The organism is Niallia sp. RD1, assembly GCF_024219955.1.
Lineage (GTDB): Bacteria > Bacillota > Bacilli > Bacillales > Cytobacillaceae > Niallia > Niallia alba.
In genome coordinates this window covers 3,502,938-3,523,082 of record NZ_CP100420.1, presented here as the reverse complement: position 1 = coordinate 3,523,082, position 20,145 = coordinate 3,502,938, and the positions used below count along the sequence as shown (strand labels likewise).

At 37.2% G+C, this 20,145-nt stretch carries 20 protein-coding genes; all 20 read right to left on the bottom strand.

Annotated elements, in window-relative coordinates; translation table 11 throughout:
• Positions 1-4: 4 nt before the first annotated feature.
• Complete coding sequence (gene sucD, locus NKG37_RS16670; RefSeq protein WP_169188372.1) at positions 5-922, bottom strand: succinate--CoA ligase subunit alpha; 918 nt, start codon at positions 920-922, stop codon at positions 5-7.
• Complete coding sequence (sucC, locus tag NKG37_RS16665) at positions 922-2,097, bottom strand: ADP-forming succinate--CoA ligase subunit beta (protein ID WP_169189650.1); 1,176 nt, start codon at positions 2,095-2,097, stop codon at positions 922-924. The genes sucD and sucC overlap by 1 nt, the downstream gene beginning before the upstream one ends.
• Before the next feature lie 297 nt (positions 2,098-2,394).
• Positions 2,395-2,691, bottom strand: a complete 297-nt coding sequence (locus NKG37_RS16660; protein ID WP_016201107.1) for an EscU/YscU/HrcU family type III secretion system export apparatus switch protein — start codon at positions 2,689-2,691, stop codon at positions 2,395-2,397.
• Positions 2,688-3,941, bottom strand: coding sequence for a hypothetical protein (locus NKG37_RS16655; RefSeq protein WP_254414977.1), 1,254 nt, complete (start codon positions 3,939-3,941; stop codon positions 2,688-2,690). Before NKG37_RS16655 ends, NKG37_RS16660 begins: the two co-directional genes overlap by 4 nt.
• 45 nt (positions 3,942-3,986) lie before the next feature.
• Positions 3,987-4,763 carry a ribonuclease HII gene (locus NKG37_RS16650; RefSeq protein WP_254414976.1) on the bottom strand — a complete coding sequence of 259 codons (777 nt, stop codon included), beginning with the start codon at positions 4,761-4,763 and terminating at the stop codon, positions 3,987-3,989.
• 324 nt (positions 4,764-5,087) lie between these two features.
• Complete coding sequence (gene ylqF, locus NKG37_RS16645) at positions 5,088-5,942, bottom strand: ribosome biogenesis GTPase YlqF (RefSeq protein ID WP_016201104.1); 855 nt, start codon at positions 5,940-5,942, stop codon at positions 5,088-5,090.
• Positions 5,943-5,970: 28 nt separating this feature from the next.
• Positions 5,971-6,507 (bottom strand): signal peptidase I, encoded by a 537-nt coding sequence (lepB, locus tag NKG37_RS16640; protein WP_101730032.1) that lies wholly within the window; start codon positions 6,505-6,507, stop codon positions 5,971-5,973.
• Between the two features lie 300 nt (positions 6,508-6,807).
• Positions 6,808-7,152, bottom strand: a complete 345-nt coding sequence (gene rplS / locus NKG37_RS16635; protein ID WP_016201102.1) for a 50S ribosomal protein L19 — start codon at positions 7,150-7,152, stop codon at positions 6,808-6,810.
• A gap of 207 nt (positions 7,153-7,359) precedes the next feature.
• A complete protein-coding gene (gene trmD / locus NKG37_RS16630; RefSeq protein WP_101730033.1) occupies positions 7,360-8,106 on the bottom strand; it encodes a tRNA (guanosine(37)-N1)-methyltransferase TrmD in 747 nt (248 codons plus the stop codon).
• Positions 8,106-8,624: a ribosome maturation factor RimM gene (gene rimM / locus NKG37_RS16625; protein WP_016201100.1), complete on the bottom strand. Its 519-nt coding sequence runs from the start codon at positions 8,622-8,624 to the stop codon at positions 8,106-8,108. The genes trmD and rimM overlap by 1 nt, the downstream gene beginning before the upstream one ends.
• A gap of 11 nt (positions 8,625-8,635) precedes the next feature.
• Positions 8,636-9,013 carry a YlqD family protein gene (locus tag NKG37_RS16620; RefSeq protein WP_016201099.1) on the bottom strand — a complete coding sequence of 126 codons (378 nt, stop codon included), beginning with the start codon at positions 9,011-9,013 and terminating at the stop codon, positions 8,636-8,638.
• A gap of 363 nt (positions 9,014-9,376) precedes the next feature.
• Positions 9,377-9,607, bottom strand: a complete 231-nt coding sequence (locus NKG37_RS16615) for a KH domain-containing protein (protein ID WP_016201098.1) — start codon at positions 9,605-9,607, stop codon at positions 9,377-9,379.
• An 11-nt stretch (positions 9,608-9,618) separates the two neighbouring features.
• Positions 9,619-9,891, bottom strand: coding sequence for a 30S ribosomal protein S16 (gene rpsP / locus NKG37_RS16610; protein ID WP_016201097.1), 273 nt, complete (start codon positions 9,889-9,891; stop codon positions 9,619-9,621).
• A gap of 175 nt (positions 9,892-10,066) precedes the next feature.
• Positions 10,067-11,419, bottom strand: coding sequence for a signal recognition particle protein (ffh, locus tag NKG37_RS16605; protein ID WP_016201096.1), 1,353 nt, complete (start codon positions 11,417-11,419; stop codon positions 10,067-10,069).
• A 12-nt stretch (positions 11,420-11,431) separates the two neighbouring features.
• Positions 11,432-11,764: a putative DNA-binding protein gene (locus NKG37_RS16600; RefSeq protein WP_016201095.1), complete on the bottom strand. Its 333-nt coding sequence runs from the start codon at positions 11,762-11,764 to the stop codon at positions 11,432-11,434.
• 320 nt (positions 11,765-12,084) lie between these two features.
• Positions 12,085-14,844, bottom strand: coding sequence for a VWA domain-containing protein (locus NKG37_RS16595; protein ID WP_254414975.1), 2,760 nt, complete (start codon positions 14,842-14,844; stop codon positions 12,085-12,087).
• On the bottom strand, positions 14,828-16,603 hold the full coding sequence (locus NKG37_RS16590) for a vWA domain-containing protein (RefSeq protein WP_254414974.1): 1,776 nt from the start codon (positions 16,601-16,603) through the stop codon (positions 14,828-14,830). Before NKG37_RS16590 ends, NKG37_RS16595 begins: the two co-directional genes overlap by 17 nt.
• Positions 16,604-16,700: 97 nt before the next feature.
• Positions 16,701-17,561 (bottom strand): DUF58 domain-containing protein, encoded by an 861-nt coding sequence (locus tag NKG37_RS16585; protein WP_016201092.1) that lies wholly within the window; start codon positions 17,559-17,561, stop codon positions 16,701-16,703.
• Positions 17,558-18,571 (bottom strand): AAA family ATPase, encoded by a 1,014-nt coding sequence (locus NKG37_RS16580; protein ID WP_040342514.1) that lies wholly within the window; start codon positions 18,569-18,571, stop codon positions 17,558-17,560. Before NKG37_RS16580 ends, NKG37_RS16585 begins: the two co-directional genes overlap by 4 nt.
• A 5-nt stretch (positions 18,572-18,576) precedes the next feature.
• On the bottom strand, positions 18,577-20,142 hold the full coding sequence (locus NKG37_RS16575) for a coiled-coil domain-containing protein (protein WP_254414973.1): 1,566 nt from the start codon (positions 20,140-20,142) through the stop codon (positions 18,577-18,579).
• Between the last annotated feature and the right edge of the window lie 3 nt (positions 20,143-20,145).

The window sequence follows — 20,145 nt, the reverse complement described above, 5'->3', positions numbered from 1 at the left end:
TCTTTTATTTTGTTACTACTTCATGCGTTTTACATTTTTCATATAATGACTGCTCTTTTAATACTTCAATTAGGGTGGCTCCCATGTCAGAAGGTGTTGGAGCTACTTTAATGCCACATTCAGTTAGAACATTAATTTTTTCATCTGCTGTTCCTTTTCCACCTGAGATAATCGCACCTGCATGACCCATGCGCTTGCCTGGAGGAGCAGTACGTCCACCGATAAATCCTACTACAGGTTTTGTCATATTTTCCTTAACCCATCGTGCCGCTTCTTCCTCTGCAGTACCACCAATTTCCCCAATCATAATTACTGCATACGTATCTTCATCTTCATTAAACGCTTTTAACGTATCAATAAAATCTGTTCCATTTACTGGATCTCCGCCAATTCCAACAGCTGTAGATTGGCCAATTCCAGCCTGGGAAAGCTGATGAACTGCCTCATATGTTAGGGTACCTGAACGAGAGACAACCCCTACATGGCCTTTCTTATGGATATATCCTGGCATGATTCCAATCTTACATTCTTCTGGCGTAATAACACCTGGACAGTTCGGGCCTATTAATCTAGTCTTTTTCCCTTCCATATAACGTTTTACTTTCACCATATCAAGAACTGGGATATGCTCTGTAATACAGATTACCAAATCAAGTTCTGCGTCAACTGCTTCCAAAATGGCATCTGCAGCAAATGGTGCAGGTACATAAATAACAGATGCATTTGCCTCTGTTACATCTACTGCATCCTTTACAGTATTAAATACTGGTACACCTTCTACAGTAGTACCGCCTTTGCCGGGCGTAACACCGCCGACAATCTTTGTACCATACTCCAGCATTTGTTTTGTATGAAAAAGTGCTGTTGCACCTGTGATCCCTTGGACAAGGACTTTTGTATCTTTATTAATAAAAACACTCATTATTCGTTCCCTCCTTGTTCTACTAAGGTTACAATTTTCTCAGCACCATCAGCCATTGATTCCGCTGCTACAATATCTACTCCTGATTCACGAAGAATCTTTTTGCCAAGTTCAACATTTGTTCCTTCTAGGCGGACAACTAGAGGTACATGAAGACTAACTTGCTTTGCTGCCTCCACAATCCCTGTTGCGATAACATCACATTTCATGATACCGCCAAAAATATTGACAAAAATACCTTTCACTTTTGAATCAGAAAGAATGATTTTAAATGCTTCTGTTACTTTTTCAGCTGTAGCACCGCCCCCAACATCTAAGAAGTTCGCGGGCTCGCCGCCATAATGCTTTACAATGTCCATGGTTGCCATAGCAAGTCCAGCCCCGTTTACCATACAGCCAATATTTCCATTTAAAGCAATATAGCTTAAATCATATTTAGAAGCTTCTAATTCCTTTTCGTTTTCTTCATCTAAATCTCTGTATGCAACAATATCTTTATGTCTATACAAGGCATTTGCATCAAAATTCAGCTTCGCATCTAGCGCTATAATGTTTCCATCCTCTGTTAGCACCAGTGGATTAATTTCCGCAATTGAGCAGTCTTTGTCTACAAACACTTTATATAAGCCAGTCATAAATGCAACTGCTTTATTTACTTGCTTACTTGGAATATTAATCGCAAACGCAACTCGTCGTGCTTGGAACGGAGTTAAGCCAGTCACTGGATCAATGACTTCTTTCACAATTTTCTCTGGATACTTCTCTGCAATCTCCTCAATTTCTGTACCGCCCTCTTCAGAAGCCATTAGTACAATTCGAGATGTTGCACGGTCAACGACAAATCCTATGTAATATTCCTTTTTGATTCGGCAACCTTCTTCAATTAATAATCGTTTTACTACTTTTCCTTCTGGACCAGTTTGATGTGTAACCAATGTGCTGCCTAAAATTTCGGATGCATAAGTCTCTACTTCTTCCAAACTTTTAGCAACCTTTACTCCGCCAGCTTTTCCACGACCACCTGCATGAATTTGCGCTTTTACTACCCATACGTCACTGGTTAATGTTTCTGCAGCTCGTACTGCCTCTTCTACTGTAAAAGCTACTTTTCCTTTTGGTACTGAGACGCCGTTTAATTCTAAAATTTCTTTCCCCTGATATTCATGAATATTCAAGCTTCCACACCCCTTTAATTTCCCTTTTTGTGTAAAATTGGAGACAACTGCATTATTACATTTTATAACGAAAGAACGAAATTTATTTCTTTCTTTTTTTGTTTTCTCCTTTGACATTAAAATCGTTATCACTGTATTAATAGGCTTTTTGAAGCGATTTACGATTTGTTTATGTTTTTAGAAAAAACAAAAATATGGTCACGCTTTCATTTTAAATGAAAAAACCTTTCTTTGTCTATAAAAAAGGCTTTTATCTTTAAATATTTTACATTTAAAAATATTTTTTCTTTATTTCCACTATTTTTCCTCATCTTTTTTAGTCGTTTCCTTCTCTAAAGAATAAATAAACGCAAAAACCTCAGCTACTGCCATATATAAATCTTCAGGGATTTGTTCATTAATATTTAATTTACTTAAAAGTTCGACTAGAGAAGGATCTTCTTGAATCGGGATATTTTCTTTTCGGGCGCGCTCAAGAATTTGTTCTGCCACAAGCCCTTTCCCTTTTGCAATAACAGCAGGAGCAGAATGTTTATGCTGCTCATATGTTAACGCAATCGCTTCTTTTCTCTTCAAAGGATTTGGTTTAGTCATATTTTAATATCAACCCCTTTGTAGGTACTCGCACTGATTGATTGTGGGGAGCTCCATAGCGGCTTATTCTCTTTTGTCAAAGCTTTCACATGAACTGACATTAACATATAATCTAATTCCCTAAGCTTTTCCTTTAAAGGTTCTTCCGCCTTCTTAATCAAAGGCATTAGTTCTAGTGCTCGATCATTTAAGACACTCATATTCATGATACGATTTTGAATGTTTATATCAATAACTGTATCCTCTAAATGAGCAAGTTCCAAGTAAAATAGAATTCGACAATAACTACTGTCCACTTTCCCATCCGCTTTTTTTCTCCCAGTATACTGCATCGTAACATCGACTTGTTGATTAAAAAACCGAAGCGGAATTTCAGTTATCATTTGCATAATTGGACCTGTCTGCTGAGATATTAGCTGATAACCTGTTACTTTATCAATCAATTGTCCTGCTGTCTCTTTCACAACAGCTGGAACGTCTTTCCCCATTAACTCTAACAGCATCGGCTTTAACATTTCCTGAGATGATCGCTCCTCTATCTGTACCTGTTTTAACAGTTCGGCTTCAAACGAATAGCCTATTTTATGAAAAATCTCTTTAAGTGAAGCAACAATATTATCTTGAGCAATTTTTCCCCCTTCCCTTAAACTAGCAAGCAAATTAGATAAGGTTGGTTCTTTGACGTTGTTGGTAAAAAGCTGATGTTGCAGCTCCTCTATCAGTACACTAACTCCTTTGCCCGTTTGCAAGGATGAAATACTCGAAAAAACTTCTTTCGTTAATGGAAGCTCTCTTTCAATCATAAGGCCAATTACAGAAAGCTCTTGCTTCCCAATCGAATGTGGCAGCCATTCACTTAATGCTTTCATTGATTCTTTTGTAATAGGCAGATTATGAGATAGTAGATAACTAGTTAACAGTTTATTTTCTTTCGTATCAGGAAGATGCAGCTGATGAAATAATCCCCTAATATCACCTTTTTCAGCTAGTACTTCTTGTGATTGGGGGAGCACTTTTAATACTGGTTTATCATCTGTCACAGAAACTTGGAACCAATGACTTTGATCCACAGTTAATGGTATAGTTAGGTTTGCTAGCATTTTTTGCGAGCCTATTTGCACCTCCGCCATTTGATGAGGAAATAGTTTAGTTAATTTCCCATATACTAGTTGTCCGTCTCGTAATTCAAGAGCTTTATTGCTTGTAAGATTTTCTTGAAATAAACTTTGGACAATATGGTTAACATTCATCTTTTATTTCCTCCTCCATTCGAACATAACTATTCACTGCAAAAACTATCTATTTTCTACCATTTCTTTTATTGGGGAAAAACTTTTACGGTGATGGATCGTAATTCCACATTCCTTCAGGGCAACTAAATGCTCTTGTGTCCCATAGCCCACATTGCTTGCGAAATGATAATCTGGATATTCTTGATGTAACTCTTTCATCATCCGATCCCTTGTCACTTTTGCGATAATACTTGCTGCAGCAATCGAAACACTTTTACTGTCCCCTTTAATTAAAGACTGACTTGGGTAGGGAGTTGCCAGTTTCATTGCATCAATAAGCAAATAGTCTGGGGTTTGAGAAAGTTCTTGGACTGCCTCGAGCATCCCCTTTTTTGTCGCCTGATAAATATTGATTCGATCAATTTCGGCGGGCTGGATAATACCGACCCCAATAGCAATTGCTTCCTGTTGAATTACTTCGTAAAATAATTCTCGTTTTTTCTCGGACAATTTCTTAGAATCATCAATGCCAGGTAAATAAAAATCCTCAGGAAGGATGACAGCTGCAGTGACAACCGGTCCTGCCAACGGACCTCTGCCTACTTCATCAATTCCAGCAATATATGTATAACCTTGATTTCTAATTTCTTTTTCATAGTGATTCATCGTTACAAAATGATCATGAAGCCTTTGTTCCTTGTCTATGCGCTTTAGCCATGCTTTTAAAAGCTTCTGAGCCCCTTTTCTCTCGTCTTTTTGTAATTCGAGGATAAATGGGTCGTTTTTTTCATTTATTGCTTCAAGCGCCTCTTTTATTTCTTTCATTGTTGCTAATTTCATCTTTTACACCTCGTTACTTATATCGGTTAATAGATCGTTTTTTTATTATATTCCACTCTTATAATGGGCAGTAAGCTCCTTATTTCAAGCTACGAGAAATCAAGGAAGCTAGGTGAGGGATGAGGAAAAACCTTCACTGATAGAAACTTTCTTTATATTTTTTTGTTTTTCCCATGAGTATCTTCCTTCAAAAAACATTTGAATTTTAGATAATATTTTTATTCGGTTCGTTGATACCAACAGAGGATTCTATTAACAAAATAAACCTATAGCCTTTCCATAAAAAAGAGAAGTGTCTGTTTTTAGCCACTTCTCTTTTAAGCTTTATTGCATATCCTCTGTTTTTTCAAATGTTAAAGGTCCGAATTTTTCGCCTCTAATGTCTCGGATAATCAGTTCTGTTACTTTATCATAGTCTATCACGCCGCCGCCTGATAGCGCTCCTCTAAACGTTCCGATACGATCAAACAACTCTACTGTATCTTCTGGTATCGTTTCTAGCTGATATCTTTCTTTTAATCGTTCTGGATATTCTTTTTCTAAAAAGCGAAGTCCAAAGATAGCGATATCCTGTAAATTTAAAATGGTATCCTTTATAGCACCCGTCAAAGCAAGCTTTAAACCAACTTCTTGGTCTTCGAATTTCGGCCATAATATTCCTGGTGTATCCAATAGCTCTAGTTCTTTTCCCACTTTAATCCATTGCTGTGCCTTCGTAACACCAGGGGTATTTCCGGTTTTCGCAATATTTTTTTTCGCTAATCTATTGATTAAAGTCGATTTACCTGCATTCGGAATCCCAACAATCATCGCTCGAATCGCTCGCGGTCTAATTCCTTTTGCTTTCATCCGATCAAACTTTTCCGCTAATACCTCTTTCGCTAAGGCCGTAATTTCCTTCATTCCAACCCCAGCGTGTGAATTAATCGCAAGTGCTTGAATGCCTTGCTTTTTGAAATAACTTATCCATTCCTTTGTTCGTTCTTTATCTGCCATATCTGCTTTATTCAATAAAACAATTCTCGGCTTATGCTGGATAATTTCATCGATCATTGGATTTCGAGATGATTGCGGAATTCTCGCATCCACTAATTCAAAAATAATATCTACCAGCTTTAATTTTTCCGTTACTTGCCTTCTAGCTTTTGCCATATGGCCTGGAAACCATTGTATAGTCATGCATGCACCTCTGTTTCTTCCACTTACATTATTCTACTATTTTCAAATCCGATATTGGCCAATATACTACACTAGTACTGCCGATAATTTTATCAAAGCCAATTGTACCGATATGACGACTATCTTTACTGTTACGACGGTTATCTCCCATCACAAACAATTCCCCTTCTGGTACAGTTGCTGTAAAGTCTTCTGTTAAGGAACCAATTATTCCTTCTTTATTATGCTCTAAATACGGTTCTTCATAAGCTTGTCCATTTACATATAATACATCATCTCGATACTCAATCGTATCTCCCGGAAGGCCGATTACTCTTTTTATGTAGTCTTTACCTTCTGGTGCGTGAAAAACAATAATATCAAAACGCTTCGGTTCACTTATTTTATAGTTTATTTTGTTTACAATCATTCGATCTTGATCAAGCAATGTATATTGCATGGATTCGCCATCGACTACTATTGGTGCAAATAAAAAATACCGAATCACAAAAGCAAGTAAGACAGCAATAATGAGTGCTTTACTCCATTCCCATACTTCATTTTTCTTCTTCTTTTCAGTTTCCATGCCTTTCACCAATCCTTAACTGAACCAATATAGGTATTTTTTTATGTATGAATGAACGCTTATCTAACATGATATATTTTAGCGGAATTTCTGGATGAAGTAAAATTGGAAAGTTTGTCAGTTGTTGATCTATCGAATTATTATCATTGAATGTTCTTTTACCTTCTGAAGGAAGCCCGTTGTTTTCCACTCCAATCAACTCAGGTGGTTAACTTTAATTACATATTTAAAAGTACAAGCTTGTGATAATAAGATATAAAAAAGAGCTTGTTACAAGAACAGGCTCTTTTTTGGTAACAATTATCGAATTTCTTTAATACGAGCTTTTTTACCACGTAGGTTACGTAGGTAGTAAAGTTTCGCACGGCGTACTTTACCGCGACGGATAACTTCTAGCTTCGCAATTTTAGGTGTGTGAACAGGGAATGTACGTTCAACGCCAACTCCATAAGAAACTTTACGAACTGTGAAAGTTTCGCTAATTCCTCCACCACGACGCTTAATTACAACACCTTCATAAATCTGAATACGCTCACGAGTACCCTCAACAACTTTCACGTGTACACGTACAGTGTCACCAGGACGGAACGCAGGAAGATCAGCACGAAGTTGTTCTTTTGTAATTTCTTCTATTAATTTTTGCATCGTTTTCAACTCCTTCCAACAGACGCTCTTGCACTCTAATTTGAGACCTCTTGCAGCGGAACATCGTTATAAGACCCTTCACAGAAATACATCTGCTTAAGTCACAAGTGTTATATTAACATAAAAGTAGAATAACAGCAATATTTTTTTAAAAATAATAGGACTTTGTTGTTTCGGATAAGACTATGTTAACATAATCAAATTATGTCAACTTGGATGATGCTGTTTTTTTAATTCCGTTACTAGCTTTTGCTGCTTCTCTGTTAGCGGATAATTTTCTAGTAAATCAGGTCGTCTTTCAATCGTTCTACGAAAGGATTCCCTTTCTCTCCATTCATCAATATGCGCATGATTTCCAGATAATAAAGTGTCTGGCACCTTCATACCGCGAAAATCCGCTGGTCTTGTGTAATGGGGGTGTTCTAGTAAACCAGTGCTAAAGGAATCATTTACATGGGATGCTTCTTTTCCAAGCACACCTGGCAATAACCGTACTACACTATCAATAACGACCATAGCGCCTAATTCGCCGCCAGTAAGAACATAGTCACCAATAGAGATTTCATCTGTTACTAAATGCTCTCTAATTCTTTCATCATAGCCTTCATAATGTCCACAGATGAAGATTAAATGCTCCTCTTCTGCTAATTCTTCCGCTTTCGATTGACTGTATCTTTCGCCTTGAGGGCACATAAGAATGACACGAGGCTTTAATCCTTCTTCTTTTGGTTTTAAAGCATCGACAGCATCAAATATCGGCTGAGGTTTTAACACCATCCCAGCCCCGCCTCCGTATGGATAATCATCAACGGCTTGATGTTTGTTGTCGGAGTAATCACGAAAATTAATAACATTGTAAGCTACTTTTTCCGCTTCTTGCGCTTTTTTTAAAATGGAACTATGGAGAACCCCTTCAAACATCTCTGGAAATAAAGTGAGTACATCGATTTTCATTAAGACAACAGCCCTTCCATTGGCTCAATTACAACTACTTTTTCTTTTACATCTACTTTCATTACCACATCTTCAATATAAGGAATCAATATTTCATTTCGATTTTTTCCTCTAACAACCCAAACATCATTTGCACCTGGTGTTAGAATCTCTGTTATTTCACCAAGCTCGTCTCCTTCAACCGTTACCACTTTACAACCAATGATTTCATGAAAGTAGTATTCATTTTCTGCCAGCTCTCCTAGAAAGCTTTCCGGCACTTTTAAGAGACCGCCCTTCATAAATTCCACATTATTTACATTATCGTAGCCTTCAAACGTAAGTAGATTAAAATTTTTATGTTCGCGATGGCTTTTAATTTTCAGCTCAAGGGGATCCGCTTTATCTGTTTGAAAAAAATAGATCGTATTGCCAACCTTATATCGTTCCTCTGGAAAATCAGTTCGAGAAATTACCCGAATTTCCCCTCTAATTCCATGTGTGTTCACAACTTTTCCGACATTAAACCATTTTTCCATTACTTTCACCTCTATCGAATATCAACCACTATTCCATCTTTCACAATAATCGTCTTATTAGCACTTTCCCAAACCTGTCCGATCTCCACATCGACAACAGCCGTTACTTCCTGTTCTTTGATTTCTGTCTCTAATGGTAGTATATGTAATTGATCTAATTGAAACTCTATCAATTTTTGTTTCTCTAGTTTATTTATAACTTCCTTACGAAAAAAACTTTTTATTTCCGAACCAGAAGGATGATTTTTTAATTGTTTTCTTTCTTCAAATTGAAGCTGCTGCACTTCTTTTTCTAGTTGTTGTATTTCTTGCATGTATCGATTGGAAATCGACTTTCTTGTAGCCTCGGTTAAGACTTGTTTTACTGTTACAGACTGAAGAATCTTCATACACTTCCTCCTAACAGATGACAGCTTTAGTACTTACTACTAACAAGGTAACATATATAGCTGTTTTCGTCTAAAAGCAGGGAGGAATTGATTTTTCAAATCAAGTGCGTTTATCAACCAAAATCTCAATTTATCAGCCAATGTTGCTCCTTTATCAGCCAAAATCTCGTTATATCAGCCAACTCTGCACCCTTATCAGCCAAAATCTCGTTATATCAGCCAACTCTGCACCCTTATCAGCCAAAATCTCGTTATATCAGCCAACTCTGCACCCTTATCAGCCAAAATTCCAATTTATCAGCCAACGGCTTCTGTTTTTTCCTAAAAAACAAAGGAAGGAGGGTTCCCCCTCCTTCCTTTCATTTAATCTCTAATATCAACAATAATTCTCTTTTGTTGTAATGATCCTGCTGCATAAACAATCGTTCGAATTGCTCTTGCAACTCGCCCTTGCTTCCCTATTACCTTTCCGATGTCATTCTCGTTGACAGAAAGCAAGTAAGTGATACGATTATCCTCTTCTGTTACAGTTACAGCAACTTCCTCTGGAAAATCAACAAGGGGCTTAACAATCGTTTCTATAAGCTCTTTCATTGCATCAAAAATTATTTACCGTTTTTGATATTATGGAATTTTTCCATAATACCTTGGTTAGAGAATAGGTTACGAACTGTATCAGATGGTTTTGCACCATTTTGTAACCATTGTAGAGCTTTATCTTCGTTGATTTCTACGATAGCAGGGTTTGCTACTGGATTGTAAGTTCCTACTGTTTCAATAAAACGTCCATCACGTGGTGAACGAGAATCTGCTACTACGATACGATAAAAAGGAGATTTTTTTGCTCCCATTCTTTTTAAACGAATTTTTACTGCCATTTAATATTGCACCTCCGAATAGTTTCACACAAGATAGTATATTATCAGATACTCCAACACTTTGTAAAGTGTTTTTTCTTGTCAGTGTTAAAAATCTTTATTTAACGCCTTCTAACAGACTGTTTTTACGCATTTTCAATAGACAAATAAAGCCACTTCCATACAAAAAACGTCGTTAAAAAGGGTTGAATGGTAATTTGAATTTACCTTTTTTCTTGCCTTTTTGACCCATATTGGTCATTTGCTTCATCATTTTTTTCATGTCATCAAACTGTTTTAAAAGTCGATTAACTTCCGGAACGGTTCTTCCGCTTCCTTTAGCAATACGCTTTCTTCTGCCAGCATTGATGATTTCTGGATGTTCTTTTTCTTGCTTTGTCATGGACTTAATTATTGCCTCGACATGTGCAATTTGTTTTTCATCCACTTTCATATTGTTTAAGCCTTTAATTTTGTTCGCACCTGGCATCATTTTTATTAATTCGTCAAGTGGCCCCATACTTCTAACCTGGCTTAGAGAATCAAGAAAGTCATCAAAAGTGAATGAATCTGACTTCATTTTCTTTTCTAGCTCTCTTGCCTTTTCTTCGTCCACGTTAATTTGTGCTTTTTCAATTAAGCTGAGAACATCGCCCATCCCCAAAATTCTGGAAGCCATTCTTTCAGGATGAAACGTTTCAAGCGCGTCCATTTTTTCTCCCAAACCAACAAATTTAATTGGTGTGTTTGTGACAGAACGAATGGAAAGCGCAGCTCCCCCACGAGTATCACCATCAAGTTTTGTTAAGACAACTCCCGTTAACCCTAACTGCTCGTTAAAGCTACCAGCTACATTAACAGCATCTTGCCCTGTCATAGCATCGACAACAAGTAATATTTCTTCTGGGTTTGCTAGCTCTTTGATTTGCTTTAATTCATCCATAAGCGCTTCATCTACATGAAGACGACCTGCAGTATCAATTAAAACATAATCATGATGATCTTCTTTCGCTTTTTCAATCGCTTGCTTCGCAATTTCAACTGGACTAACTTGGTCTCCTAATGAAAACACAGGAAAATCAAGTTGTTTACCCAATGTTTGCAATTGCTTAATCGCAGCAGGGCGATAAATATCTGCAGCTACCAATAATGGATTACGATTATGTTTTTTACGTAGTAAATTTGCAAGTTTACCGGTGGTTGTTGTTTTACCTGCCCCTTGAAGTCCGACCATCATAACAACAGTTGGAGGACGTTTACTAACGCCAATTTTACTTTCTTCTCCACCCATTAATTCGGTAAGTTCCTCTTTTACTACTTTAATAACTTGTTGTCCAGGAGTTAAGCTTTTTAGCACTTCCTGTCCAACTGCACGTTCACTTACTTTTTTTACAAAGTCTTTTACCACTTTAAAGTTAACGTCTGCTTCTAGGAGCGCAAGACGAACTTCACGCATCATTTCTTTAACATCCGCTTCGTTTACTTTCCCTTTTCCACGGATTTTTTGCATCGTGTTCTGCAGTCGGTCAGCTAAACCTTCAAATGCCATACGTCAGCCTCCTTAATCTAATTTCTCTAGTTCCTCTACTGCTTCTTGCAACGCAGATATAGATAAGGTATCATGTTCTAGCATTTTTTTCATCTTTTCAAAAAGAACTTGGCGTTCCTGAAATTTCTGAAGTAACAATAACTTATTCTCATATTCTTCTAGCATTGCTTCTGTACGTTTAATGTTATCATACACCGCTTGACGGCTTACATTGTACTCAGCAGCAATCTCCCCAAGAGAGTAATCATCCAAATAGTAAAGAGACATATAGCTTCGTTGCTTCGGTGTTAACAACGACTGATAGAAATCAAATAAATAATTCATTCTCGTTGTTTTTTCAAGCATCGAATAATACCCCCGTGTTAAGTCAAAAGCCTTTACAACGACTATTTTACACACCCAAAAAAAAGATGTCAAGAAAATATCTTTACAAATCGAAAAGCGGAAGCGCCTTGGTCATCGTTGTACAAACTGGAAGGTATCTGACTGAGATAAAGGAAACACGGTGAACGGTAGGGAATACAAACAACATTCTTGTGAATCTGCTTCCTTTGCCACAAGGGCATTAAGCCCACTCGCGAGTTAAAAATACAATCATAAAAAAACTACAGACAACTAACTAAGTCGCCTGCAGTCTATCACGAAAAACAAAATCAAAAGTAAATTTAGCGCTTTTTCTTTCGCTTCATTTCTAATAATTGATCCAAATGATTTTCGCTCTCTGTTTTCTCTTTATCTACCTTCGCCTTTTTAAGTGGTTTCTCTTGCTTTTTACGCTTCTCTCTAATAGGCACTTGCTGTTGTACATCTTTCTTTTGAACAACTGCTGCCTCTTTCTTTTCCTTAGTGACGAAACGATCCTTTTTATCCTTCACATTTCTCCGCTTATCCAAGGAAACAAGTAATGTCACCGGCAAACCAAATCTTCTAATCGCTATTTCTATAAATAACAAAAGAAAGCTAATGAACAGTAAGACTTCGGTAATTTCCTGCTTTTGCTTAGCTGGGTCCTTTAGTGGACGGAATGCTTGTGATTCCTTTTGCAATTGGATACCACCTGTAATAGCAAGAAGTTCTTCCATTTTTTCTTCATTTATTCCAGTAATTAAATATTCATCTGAGTACGGAATGGTAAAACCGGATTGGTAAACAGATATGTTTCCATCCTCATCTGTTTGTTTAACATGAATAAAATAAAGCCCAGGATCATTTCCAATATCTACCTCATATTTTCCAGGCGCAATCATTTTTGTGTTTCCTTCAATCGTTTCTCCTCTTTCAGAGGTAATGGTTGTTTCAATTGGAAGCATCGATAATTGATCAGCGGAAACAGAAAGATAGGTTCGATCCTTCTCTTTTTCTACCGTCAATGAATACGCCTCAGAATCGTATTGCGGTAGCGTATTTGCGACCATTTTTGTTATAAAGTTGCTCCATTGATTCCAGCGGGCCCAGTCTCCTGCCCATGCGCCATTAACATCCGAGGTAAACGCAATCGTCTTTCCTAAACCGTATTGCCATTCTGCTAAAATCGGATCCTCCTTTGTACTAACAATCGGAACGGTGCTTTCGGATTTCGCACTTGTCGCAATATAGGCATTCATTTCTGGAACCCCTTGATTAAATAAAGAATCCCATCCATAGCCAGATTTTATTTGAGGATAAAATGGAGTATCCTCAATATAGGTTCTTGTAGCCATAACCGTTTCTCTTGATAAAATGGAGGGAATTACCGTAGAGTCTTGCACATCATAAAAACGCCCTGCTCCAAACTCTGCTAATTCCTCTAAGAGATTTCTATCTGCATCGGCACCTAGAGCTACCGTTGAAAGGGTGACATTTTTCTTACTTCCATTATTAATTAGCTCTTCATAATTGTTATTCGTTGCAGACTGTCCATCTGTTAATAAAATAATGTGTTTTCTTTTTACATCTAAATCACTAATTTGATCATATGCTTCCACCAAAGATCCATAAATTTCTGTACCGCCACCAACAGGCACAGAACGGATTTTATCCACTACTTCTTCTTTATTTTTCAAAGGTTTTGGTTCTACAATTACCCATGGCTTATCGTCAAAAGCAATAAAACCTAAAGTATCTGATTCTTGAAGTAGTTCAACCGAACGTGCCGCAGCCTCTTTCGCTAATGAAAATTTAGATCCGTCCATACTCCCAGACCTATCTAGTACAATCATTAATGCTAGAGATGGCATTTCCTTTTTCCCTTTTATATCCATATCAACAGGCAACAATTTTTCAATAGGCGTTTGGAAATAACCACCTAGTCCAAAACTATTTTCCCCACCTGTCATGAGGAAGCCAATTCCAAAGTCTTTCACACTTTTCTCGACAAGATTCATTTGGTTTTCTGTAATATCCGTTGCTGCAATATTATTAAAAATAATGGACTGATAGTTTAAATAGCCAGAAAGGACGGTAGGAAGCTGAATGGAGGAACGAACTTCTACTTTGTATCCTGCTGCTTCCAAGGCTTGAACAAGCGCTTCATTCGGGCTATTTTGCACTAATAATATTTGTGGAATTGTCTTAACCATATTAACAACCTGGAGTTTATTATTTTCCGCGTAAGCATCATTTGTTAACTCTACTTCTGCTTTAAATGTTACCAATCCAGCTTGTTCCACTGTAAACTCGATTGGAACGATATTTGTTCCTTCACTAATATCAATCGGTTTCGATATTATTTTATTATTATTTTCATAGAAATGAAGCAACCCTGTTTTGGCTGTATTACTTTCAATAGTTACAGAAACTGCTGCTTTTTCCCCTTCATACAAAGTCGATGGTACCTCCACTTCTGTTACAGCAGTGTCTTCATATTGATGGGGGTCGAGTAATACCGTATCCAATTCAATAGAGCGATTTTTTAATAATTTTGCTGCTTCAGTCAGATTCCCCATTGTTTCATTGCCGTCCGTGAATAATACAATTCTACCTCCACTATTATTCGAAAATACACTGCTGGCAAGATTAATGGCACCCTCTATATTTGTATGATCTTTGCCTGTCTCCTCATCCCATTTAGGAAAACGAAGACCTTCTTTTCCCATCATCTGTTCAATGGTTGCTTTTTCTCCAAAGGAAAGGACACTATATTTATCTTTTTCATTCTTATTTTGCAGGCTTTTTTCCAGCCACTCCAGTTGCTGTGCTCCTGAATCCTGCACACTTGCACTACGATCCATTACAAAAACAACCGGTGTTTCTTTTTGTGGCAGAACAACTTGAGGTATGGCTAGTGCCACAATTAGCAAAAGAAAGATACAGCTTCTTAGAAAAAGAATGAGATACCTTTCCTGACGATTTGTTACTGTTCTCGTCTGTTTCCAATATCGATATAGAAGAAATGCGATAGGAAGGAAGATTAATAGAATGAATGGGTATTTAAACTCTATTTGCACGTCGATAAACCTCCCATTCTATACATAAAATTAGAAAAGCAAGCATACATAATAGGTACCAGAGCCAATCACTTTGTGTTTTGGTTATTTCATTCTCCTTTAATTGATCTTCATTTAGGATAAACGATTTTTGGGAGGCAATCATCTTTTCGCGATCATCTAAATTTACGGAAAAATACATCAGGTCTGAATCATTTGTTAGCTGATAAACGCCAGGTAGTTTGGGTGCTTGAAACCCATCCCCTTCCATCGAAAACGAGCCGACTAGTTGATCACTTTCATTATAAATATCCCAATCTGCTGCTTGATTCGTTAAGTGAATCGTTCTCGATTCTAAAGGCTGAAAATCCCCTATATAATTTGATTGAGAGGAAAGCCATTGATACATATTATATAAAAAGATTGGAAAACTAGGATGCAATGGCCAATCACTGTCCTTCAAATCAAAGTGAATTAGAATGGCTGGCTGATTATGGACCATACCTTTTTGAATTAATGGCAGGTCTCCACCTTTAACAATTGGTTTTACCCCTTCTATTGTTTGATTCATTGCACTCGCAATAAAAACATCCTTCATATCTACATGTAATAATAGCTCGTCTTCACTTGCTTCTACAGCTGTTTGTACTTCGGCCTTTTTCCCATCAACAAAAAAGAAGACAAATGGCGCCTCAATATTTTTCGGCAGTGTGGAACCAGATAAGAGAAAAATACTATCCTTTTTATTTAAAAATTCCTCTTTATTCTCCATTTGAATCACACGAAGACCAATCGCTTCAAATCCTTTTATTAAAAATGGATTCATCTCCTTATCTGTATACATCGTCGTTGCCTGTTTATTAAATACAGCTGTTTGCCTATTGTCCACTAAATAGTTATCGCCTACGTCGATCTTGGCATTATAATAAGACTTCTCTGGAAGATCATTTATCGCTACTATTTTTCTCTCTTGTGGCTGCAGTTCCACTTCTTGTTGAAAGAGCACGATTTTTTCACTTTCTACAAGTAAAGGTACTTTTTGGAGGGAATCTGTTTGATTTTCCAGCATTGCTATACCTGCCACTTTTTTATCTTTTTTTGATACACCAAAAGATAAAATAGAAAGATTTTCTTCTTGGCCCTGCTCTTGATTATGTACTTCCACATAGAAGGAATCGAGATTATTCATCTTTTCCTCCTCCAGTCCGTCAGAAAAAATATGAATAGCACTCTTGCCTTCTTTTGCAAGGCTTGCCGTAAGCTCTGTAGCACTTTGCCAGTCTTCGTGAGTATAAGAAAGCTCTATGTCTTTAATTGCACGACTTATTTTGTTTCGATCTGACTCGCCATGAAGAATTATTTTTGGACGATCATTTACCTCTAAAATCGTGACTGTTTGGTTTTGCTGGATACCTTGCACCATTTCAACTGCCTCATTTTTACTATCTTCCAAACGGTTAAAGTCTTTACCTTCTGCTGCCATAGATGCCGAAGTATCAAAAAGAAGAATAATTTGTTCCCCTTTCATCGTCTCTTTTGAAAAATATGGTCCAACTAGTGCAAACATTAATAAAAGGAGACATAGAAGCTGTAGCCAAAACAATAGATTATTTTGCCATTTATGAAACCAGGATGTTGCCCTCATTTCCTTTAGAACTTCTTCCCACAGTAAATTAGAAGGAATAATTTGTTTTGTATATTTTTTTCGAAAAAAATAAAATAGGATAAATGCCACAATAAAAATTAGCAGCAAAAAATAGTACGGATTTGCTAAGTGCATTTTTTCTCTCCTTTTTGCTCGGTTAAGAAAGATAAGAACACTGAAATGAGATATCAGATAGACTTAAGAGACTTATACTTTCTTAACCAAAAAAATATTATTGAATCAATCCAGCAAACGCTAGTTCACGCAAAATAATCGTTTGTATATCTAGTTTATCGCTTATTCGGCAATAGTGGATTCCATATGTGGCACAAAGAATTTCAAGATTATCATTATGATCATCTAGCCTATTTTTATATAGCGTTTTAATCGAAGGATTCAAGCTTACATCAACCATTTTTCCATTTTCACTATCCACTAGCTGGATATCTCCCGAAAAGGGAGGATTTATCTCTGTTTCACTTAATAATTGAATCAGCCATATTTGCTGATTACGATATTTTAATCGTTTAAAACTTTCTTCAAATAACGTTAACGGTTCTAAACCATCTGTAATCAAAATAACCAGTTGCGTTGGCGCTGTTAAGGAGTTTGCTAATGATTGAGTAAAGCTTTCATCCTGGGTATCGTTCCTTACACCGACAATTTCATAAAAGGTCCGTTTATTATGAACTGATCCTTTACGGTGAAAGGAAAAATCTGTAGAAACGGCAGCAAAACTTAGACGATCTTCATGAGATAGCGTAATATAGGCTAAGCTTGCAGCTAATTCTCGCGCTAACTCCCATTTCACAGGAACCTGTTTCATGGAAGAAGTAGCATCTAGGAATATACTAACTGAAATCTCTTTTTCATCTTGAAATCTTTTAATATAGGGCTTATTTGTACGACCATATACATTCCAATCGATTTGGCGGATATCATCGCCAGGATGATAGACTTTATAGTCAGCAAAATCCAAAGAGGTTCCATGAATATGGGATTTTCTTCTGCCGTTTTGCATCCCTGCTCCTTTTGTAGAAACTTGCAAGCTTCTTCGATTCATTCGAGCCAATAATTGATGATAATCCTTCATCGTCCTTTCCCTGCTTCAACCCGCAACGTTTGATCTAAAATATCGTCAATAATTTGATCTGGCGTTATTCCTGCTATTTCTCCTTCAAAATTAAGTAAAATTCGATGTCTGAACACAGGAAGAGCAGCATGTCGTAAATCCGCTATAGAAACATGATATCTACCAGAAGCTAACGCTCTTGCCTTGGCCATTGATACTAATGACTGCAAACCCCTCGGTCCGCTGCCTGCCTGAATATATTTATTTCCTAATTCTGTTGCATCCTCTGAACTAGGATGAGTCGCCGAAACAATGTTAACTGCAACCTCTAAAATATCGTCAGCTAAAAGAATTTGTTTGACAAGACTTTGTAAGTAAATAATATCTTCGACAGATGCTACACGTGTTAATAAAGTTGTTTCCGTTCCTGTTGTCCTTCTAATAATTGCTTTTAATTCCTCTTTCGATGGATACGTGACATGTAATTTACAGATGAAACGATCGAGCTGCGCTTCTGGCAATGGATAAGTTCCTTCCATATCAAGAGGATTTTGTGTAGCTAGTACAAAAAACGGCGCTTCTAATTTTTTCGTTTCTCCCATAATTGTGACGGTTTTTTCTCCCATTGCTTCTAATAACGCACTTTGCGTTTTCGGAGTCGCCCGGTTTATTTCATCGGCAAGGACAATATGATTGAATAAAGGTCCCTCATGAAAATGAAACTGCTGTTTCCCGCTTTCATCAGGCTGCAGCACCATCGTACCCGTAATATCTGCTGGCATTAGATCTGGTGTAAACTGAATTCTAGCAAAGGATAAATCCATTACTTCGGAAATTGTTCGAATCATCATTGTCTTCCCAAGACCTGGCAACCCTTCTAAAAGCACATGCCCCCCTGCCAACATACTCCAAAGAACCTCATCGGTAATTTTTTCTTGGCCGACAATAAATTTTCCAATTTCATCTTTCACCTTTTTAAGTAATGCTTCTGCTTGGATAAAATCCTGTTCCATTAATTCTTTTTTCATCATTTCCCCTACTTTTCATTTGGTTTTATTTCGGTAAAATAATTTTTTACTATGTTTTCTAAATCATGTGGTAATTTATATCGAGAGGTACTTTCCCGGTAAGCAGTTTCATAGTCTGAAAACACTTGTTCATATGGTCGAACATTCCCTTTTAGGATTGGACCTTCTCCTTCTGTTATCTGACCTTGCTTACCTTCGCCTAACTTTCCTGCATCCACCTCTGTATTTTGTTTTCCATCTAGTTTTTCCGGCACCGTTAGCTCTCTGCCTCCGCTCCCAAAGCCGGCTCCTGTTCCGTTGCCATTTCCTGAGCCACCGCCACTACCACTTCCTGTTCCAGAACCAGAGCCGTTACCTGAACCAGAGCCTGTTCCTGATCCGCTTCCTGAGCTAGAGCCATTACCGTTACCTGAGGAAGCACCATCATCTCCGCTATCTGAGTCATTCTGACCTTGCTGACCATTGGAATTGGAATTACTAGAAGAATTAGATTCCGTATTATTGGAGCCACTGGCAACTGTATTAGAATTAGGAATGGCAATTCCATTTGCGAGACTTTCCTTTTTAAGGATATTTTCTAGCTGTGCAAGTTCTGTTTGCATCGTTTCTAATTGTTGTAAAAGCCCCTCATTATTAAGTAATTCATCCATTTTCTCTAGAAGTTGCTTTAATTGTTCTTCTGAAAGCTGCTGATTTCCTCCTGTTAATTGATTGAGCGCCTCTTTTTGCTTATCTGTTAACTGTTCATATTGTTCGTTTGCTTTTTGTAATTCCTTTTTTAAGGCTTCTTGATCACCCTCTGATATAGCTTTAGAAAGAGACTTTAAACCTGCCTCATTAAGCTTTTCCTCTGCTTTTTGGCGTTCGCTGCTTTTTTCTTGAAGCTTTCTTTTTTTAAGCTGCAACTCTTTTGCTTGCTTTTCGAGTTCAGCAAAGGTTTTTTCTACTGTATCCTTCTTTTTGACTTCCTTTTGCAGCTTTTTCAACTCTTTTTGAACTTGTTTATCTGTTTCTTTTTTGATCGCTTTTTCTAATTCCTTCTCCGTCTTGGCTATTGTTTTTATTTCATTTTCTTTTTTCTTAGCAGCTTCCATATTGGCAGATGGGAATATCTGCAAGAGAACAGTGATAAGAAGACAAACAATGCCTGTAAAAATGGGAATAGGGTAAACTAATTTTTTCTTTCGCTTTAATACATACGTTTGATTACGTCCCATTTCTGCGATTGCCTGCTTTACAACTAATTGTTCCACCGCCCCCTCACTCTCTAAATAAGAATAGGCAGCTATTGCATAGTCATCTGACACAAACTGATTATATAGCCTTACTGCCTGCTTTTCTGTTGGCCATTTTCTCCATAATCGAAAGAGAAAGAACAATATAGAAAGACACGTAGCTATTAATAGAAAGCAAAACAAAAACGGAAGAATAAAAAGACTAGCACTAATAGAGAGGAGAAGAAATCCTCCTCCTAAAAGTGCAAGTAATAAGCATAGCTCTTTTGCAATCAATTCTCTCGCAATGGACCTTCTTACTGGTTTGATTAATTCCTTGTATTGTCGGAGATTTTCCATAGA

Excerpts from the sequence above, each read along its gene's own strand:
- sucD (WP_169188372.1), bottom strand. The coding sequence starts at position 922 with ATGAGTGTTTTTATTAATAAAGATACAAAAGTCCTTGTCCAAGGGATC.
- NKG37_RS16660 (WP_016201107.1), bottom strand. The coding sequence starts at position 2,691 with ATGACTAAACCAAATCCTTTGAAGAGAAAAGAAGCGATTGCGTTAACA.
- NKG37_RS16655 (WP_254414977.1), bottom strand. The coding sequence starts at position 3,941 with ATGAATGTTAACCATATTGTCCAAAGTTTATTTCAAGAAAATCTTACA.
- NKG37_RS16650 (WP_254414976.1), bottom strand. The coding sequence starts at position 4,763 with ATGAAATTAGCAACAATGAAAGAAATAAAAGAGGCGCTTGAAGCAATA.
- ylqF (WP_016201104.1), bottom strand. The coding sequence starts at position 5,942 with ATGACTATACAATGGTTTCCAGGCCATATGGCAAAAGCTAGAAGGCAA.
- lepB (WP_101730032.1), bottom strand. The coding sequence starts at position 6,507 with ATGGAAACTGAAAAGAAGAAGAAAAATGAAGTATGGGAATGGAGTAAA.
- rplS (WP_016201102.1), bottom strand. The coding sequence starts at position 7,152 with ATGCAAAAATTAATAGAAGAAATTACAAAAGAACAACTTCGTGCTGAT.
- trmD (WP_101730033.1), bottom strand. The coding sequence starts at position 8,106 with ATGAAAATCGATGTACTCACTTTATTTCCAGAGATGTTTGAAGGGGTT.
- rimM (WP_016201100.1), bottom strand. The coding sequence starts at position 8,624 with ATGGAAAAATGGTTTAATGTCGGAAAAGTTGTGAACACACATGGAATT.
- NKG37_RS16620 (WP_016201099.1), bottom strand. The coding sequence starts at position 9,013 with ATGAAGATTCTTCAGTCTGTAACAGTAAAACAAGTCTTAACCGAGGCT.
- NKG37_RS16615 (WP_016201098.1), bottom strand. The coding sequence starts at position 9,607 with ATGAAAGAGCTTATAGAAACGATTGTTAAGCCCCTTGTTGATTTTCCA.
- rpsP (WP_016201097.1), bottom strand. The coding sequence starts at position 9,891 with ATGGCAGTAAAAATTCGTTTAAAAAGAATGGGAGCAAAAAAATCTCCT.
- ffh (WP_016201096.1), bottom strand. The coding sequence starts at position 11,419 with ATGGCATTTGAAGGTTTAGCTGACCGACTGCAGAACACGATGCAAAAA.
- NKG37_RS16600 (WP_016201095.1), bottom strand. The coding sequence starts at position 11,764 with ATGCTTGAAAAAACAACGAGAATGAATTATTTATTTGATTTCTATCAG.
- NKG37_RS16590 (WP_254414974.1), bottom strand. The coding sequence starts at position 16,603 with ATGCACTTAGCAAATCCGTACTATTTTTTGCTGCTAATTTTTATTGTG.
- NKG37_RS16585 (WP_016201092.1), bottom strand. The coding sequence starts at position 17,561 with ATGAAGGATTATCATCAATTATTGGCTCGAATGAATCGAAGAAGCTTG.
- NKG37_RS16580 (WP_040342514.1), bottom strand. The coding sequence starts at position 18,571 with ATGATGAAAAAAGAATTAATGGAACAGGATTTTATCCAAGCAGAAGCA.
- NKG37_RS16575 (WP_254414973.1), bottom strand. The coding sequence starts at position 20,142 with ATGGAAAATCTCCGACAATACAAGGAATTAATCAAACCAGTAAGAAGG.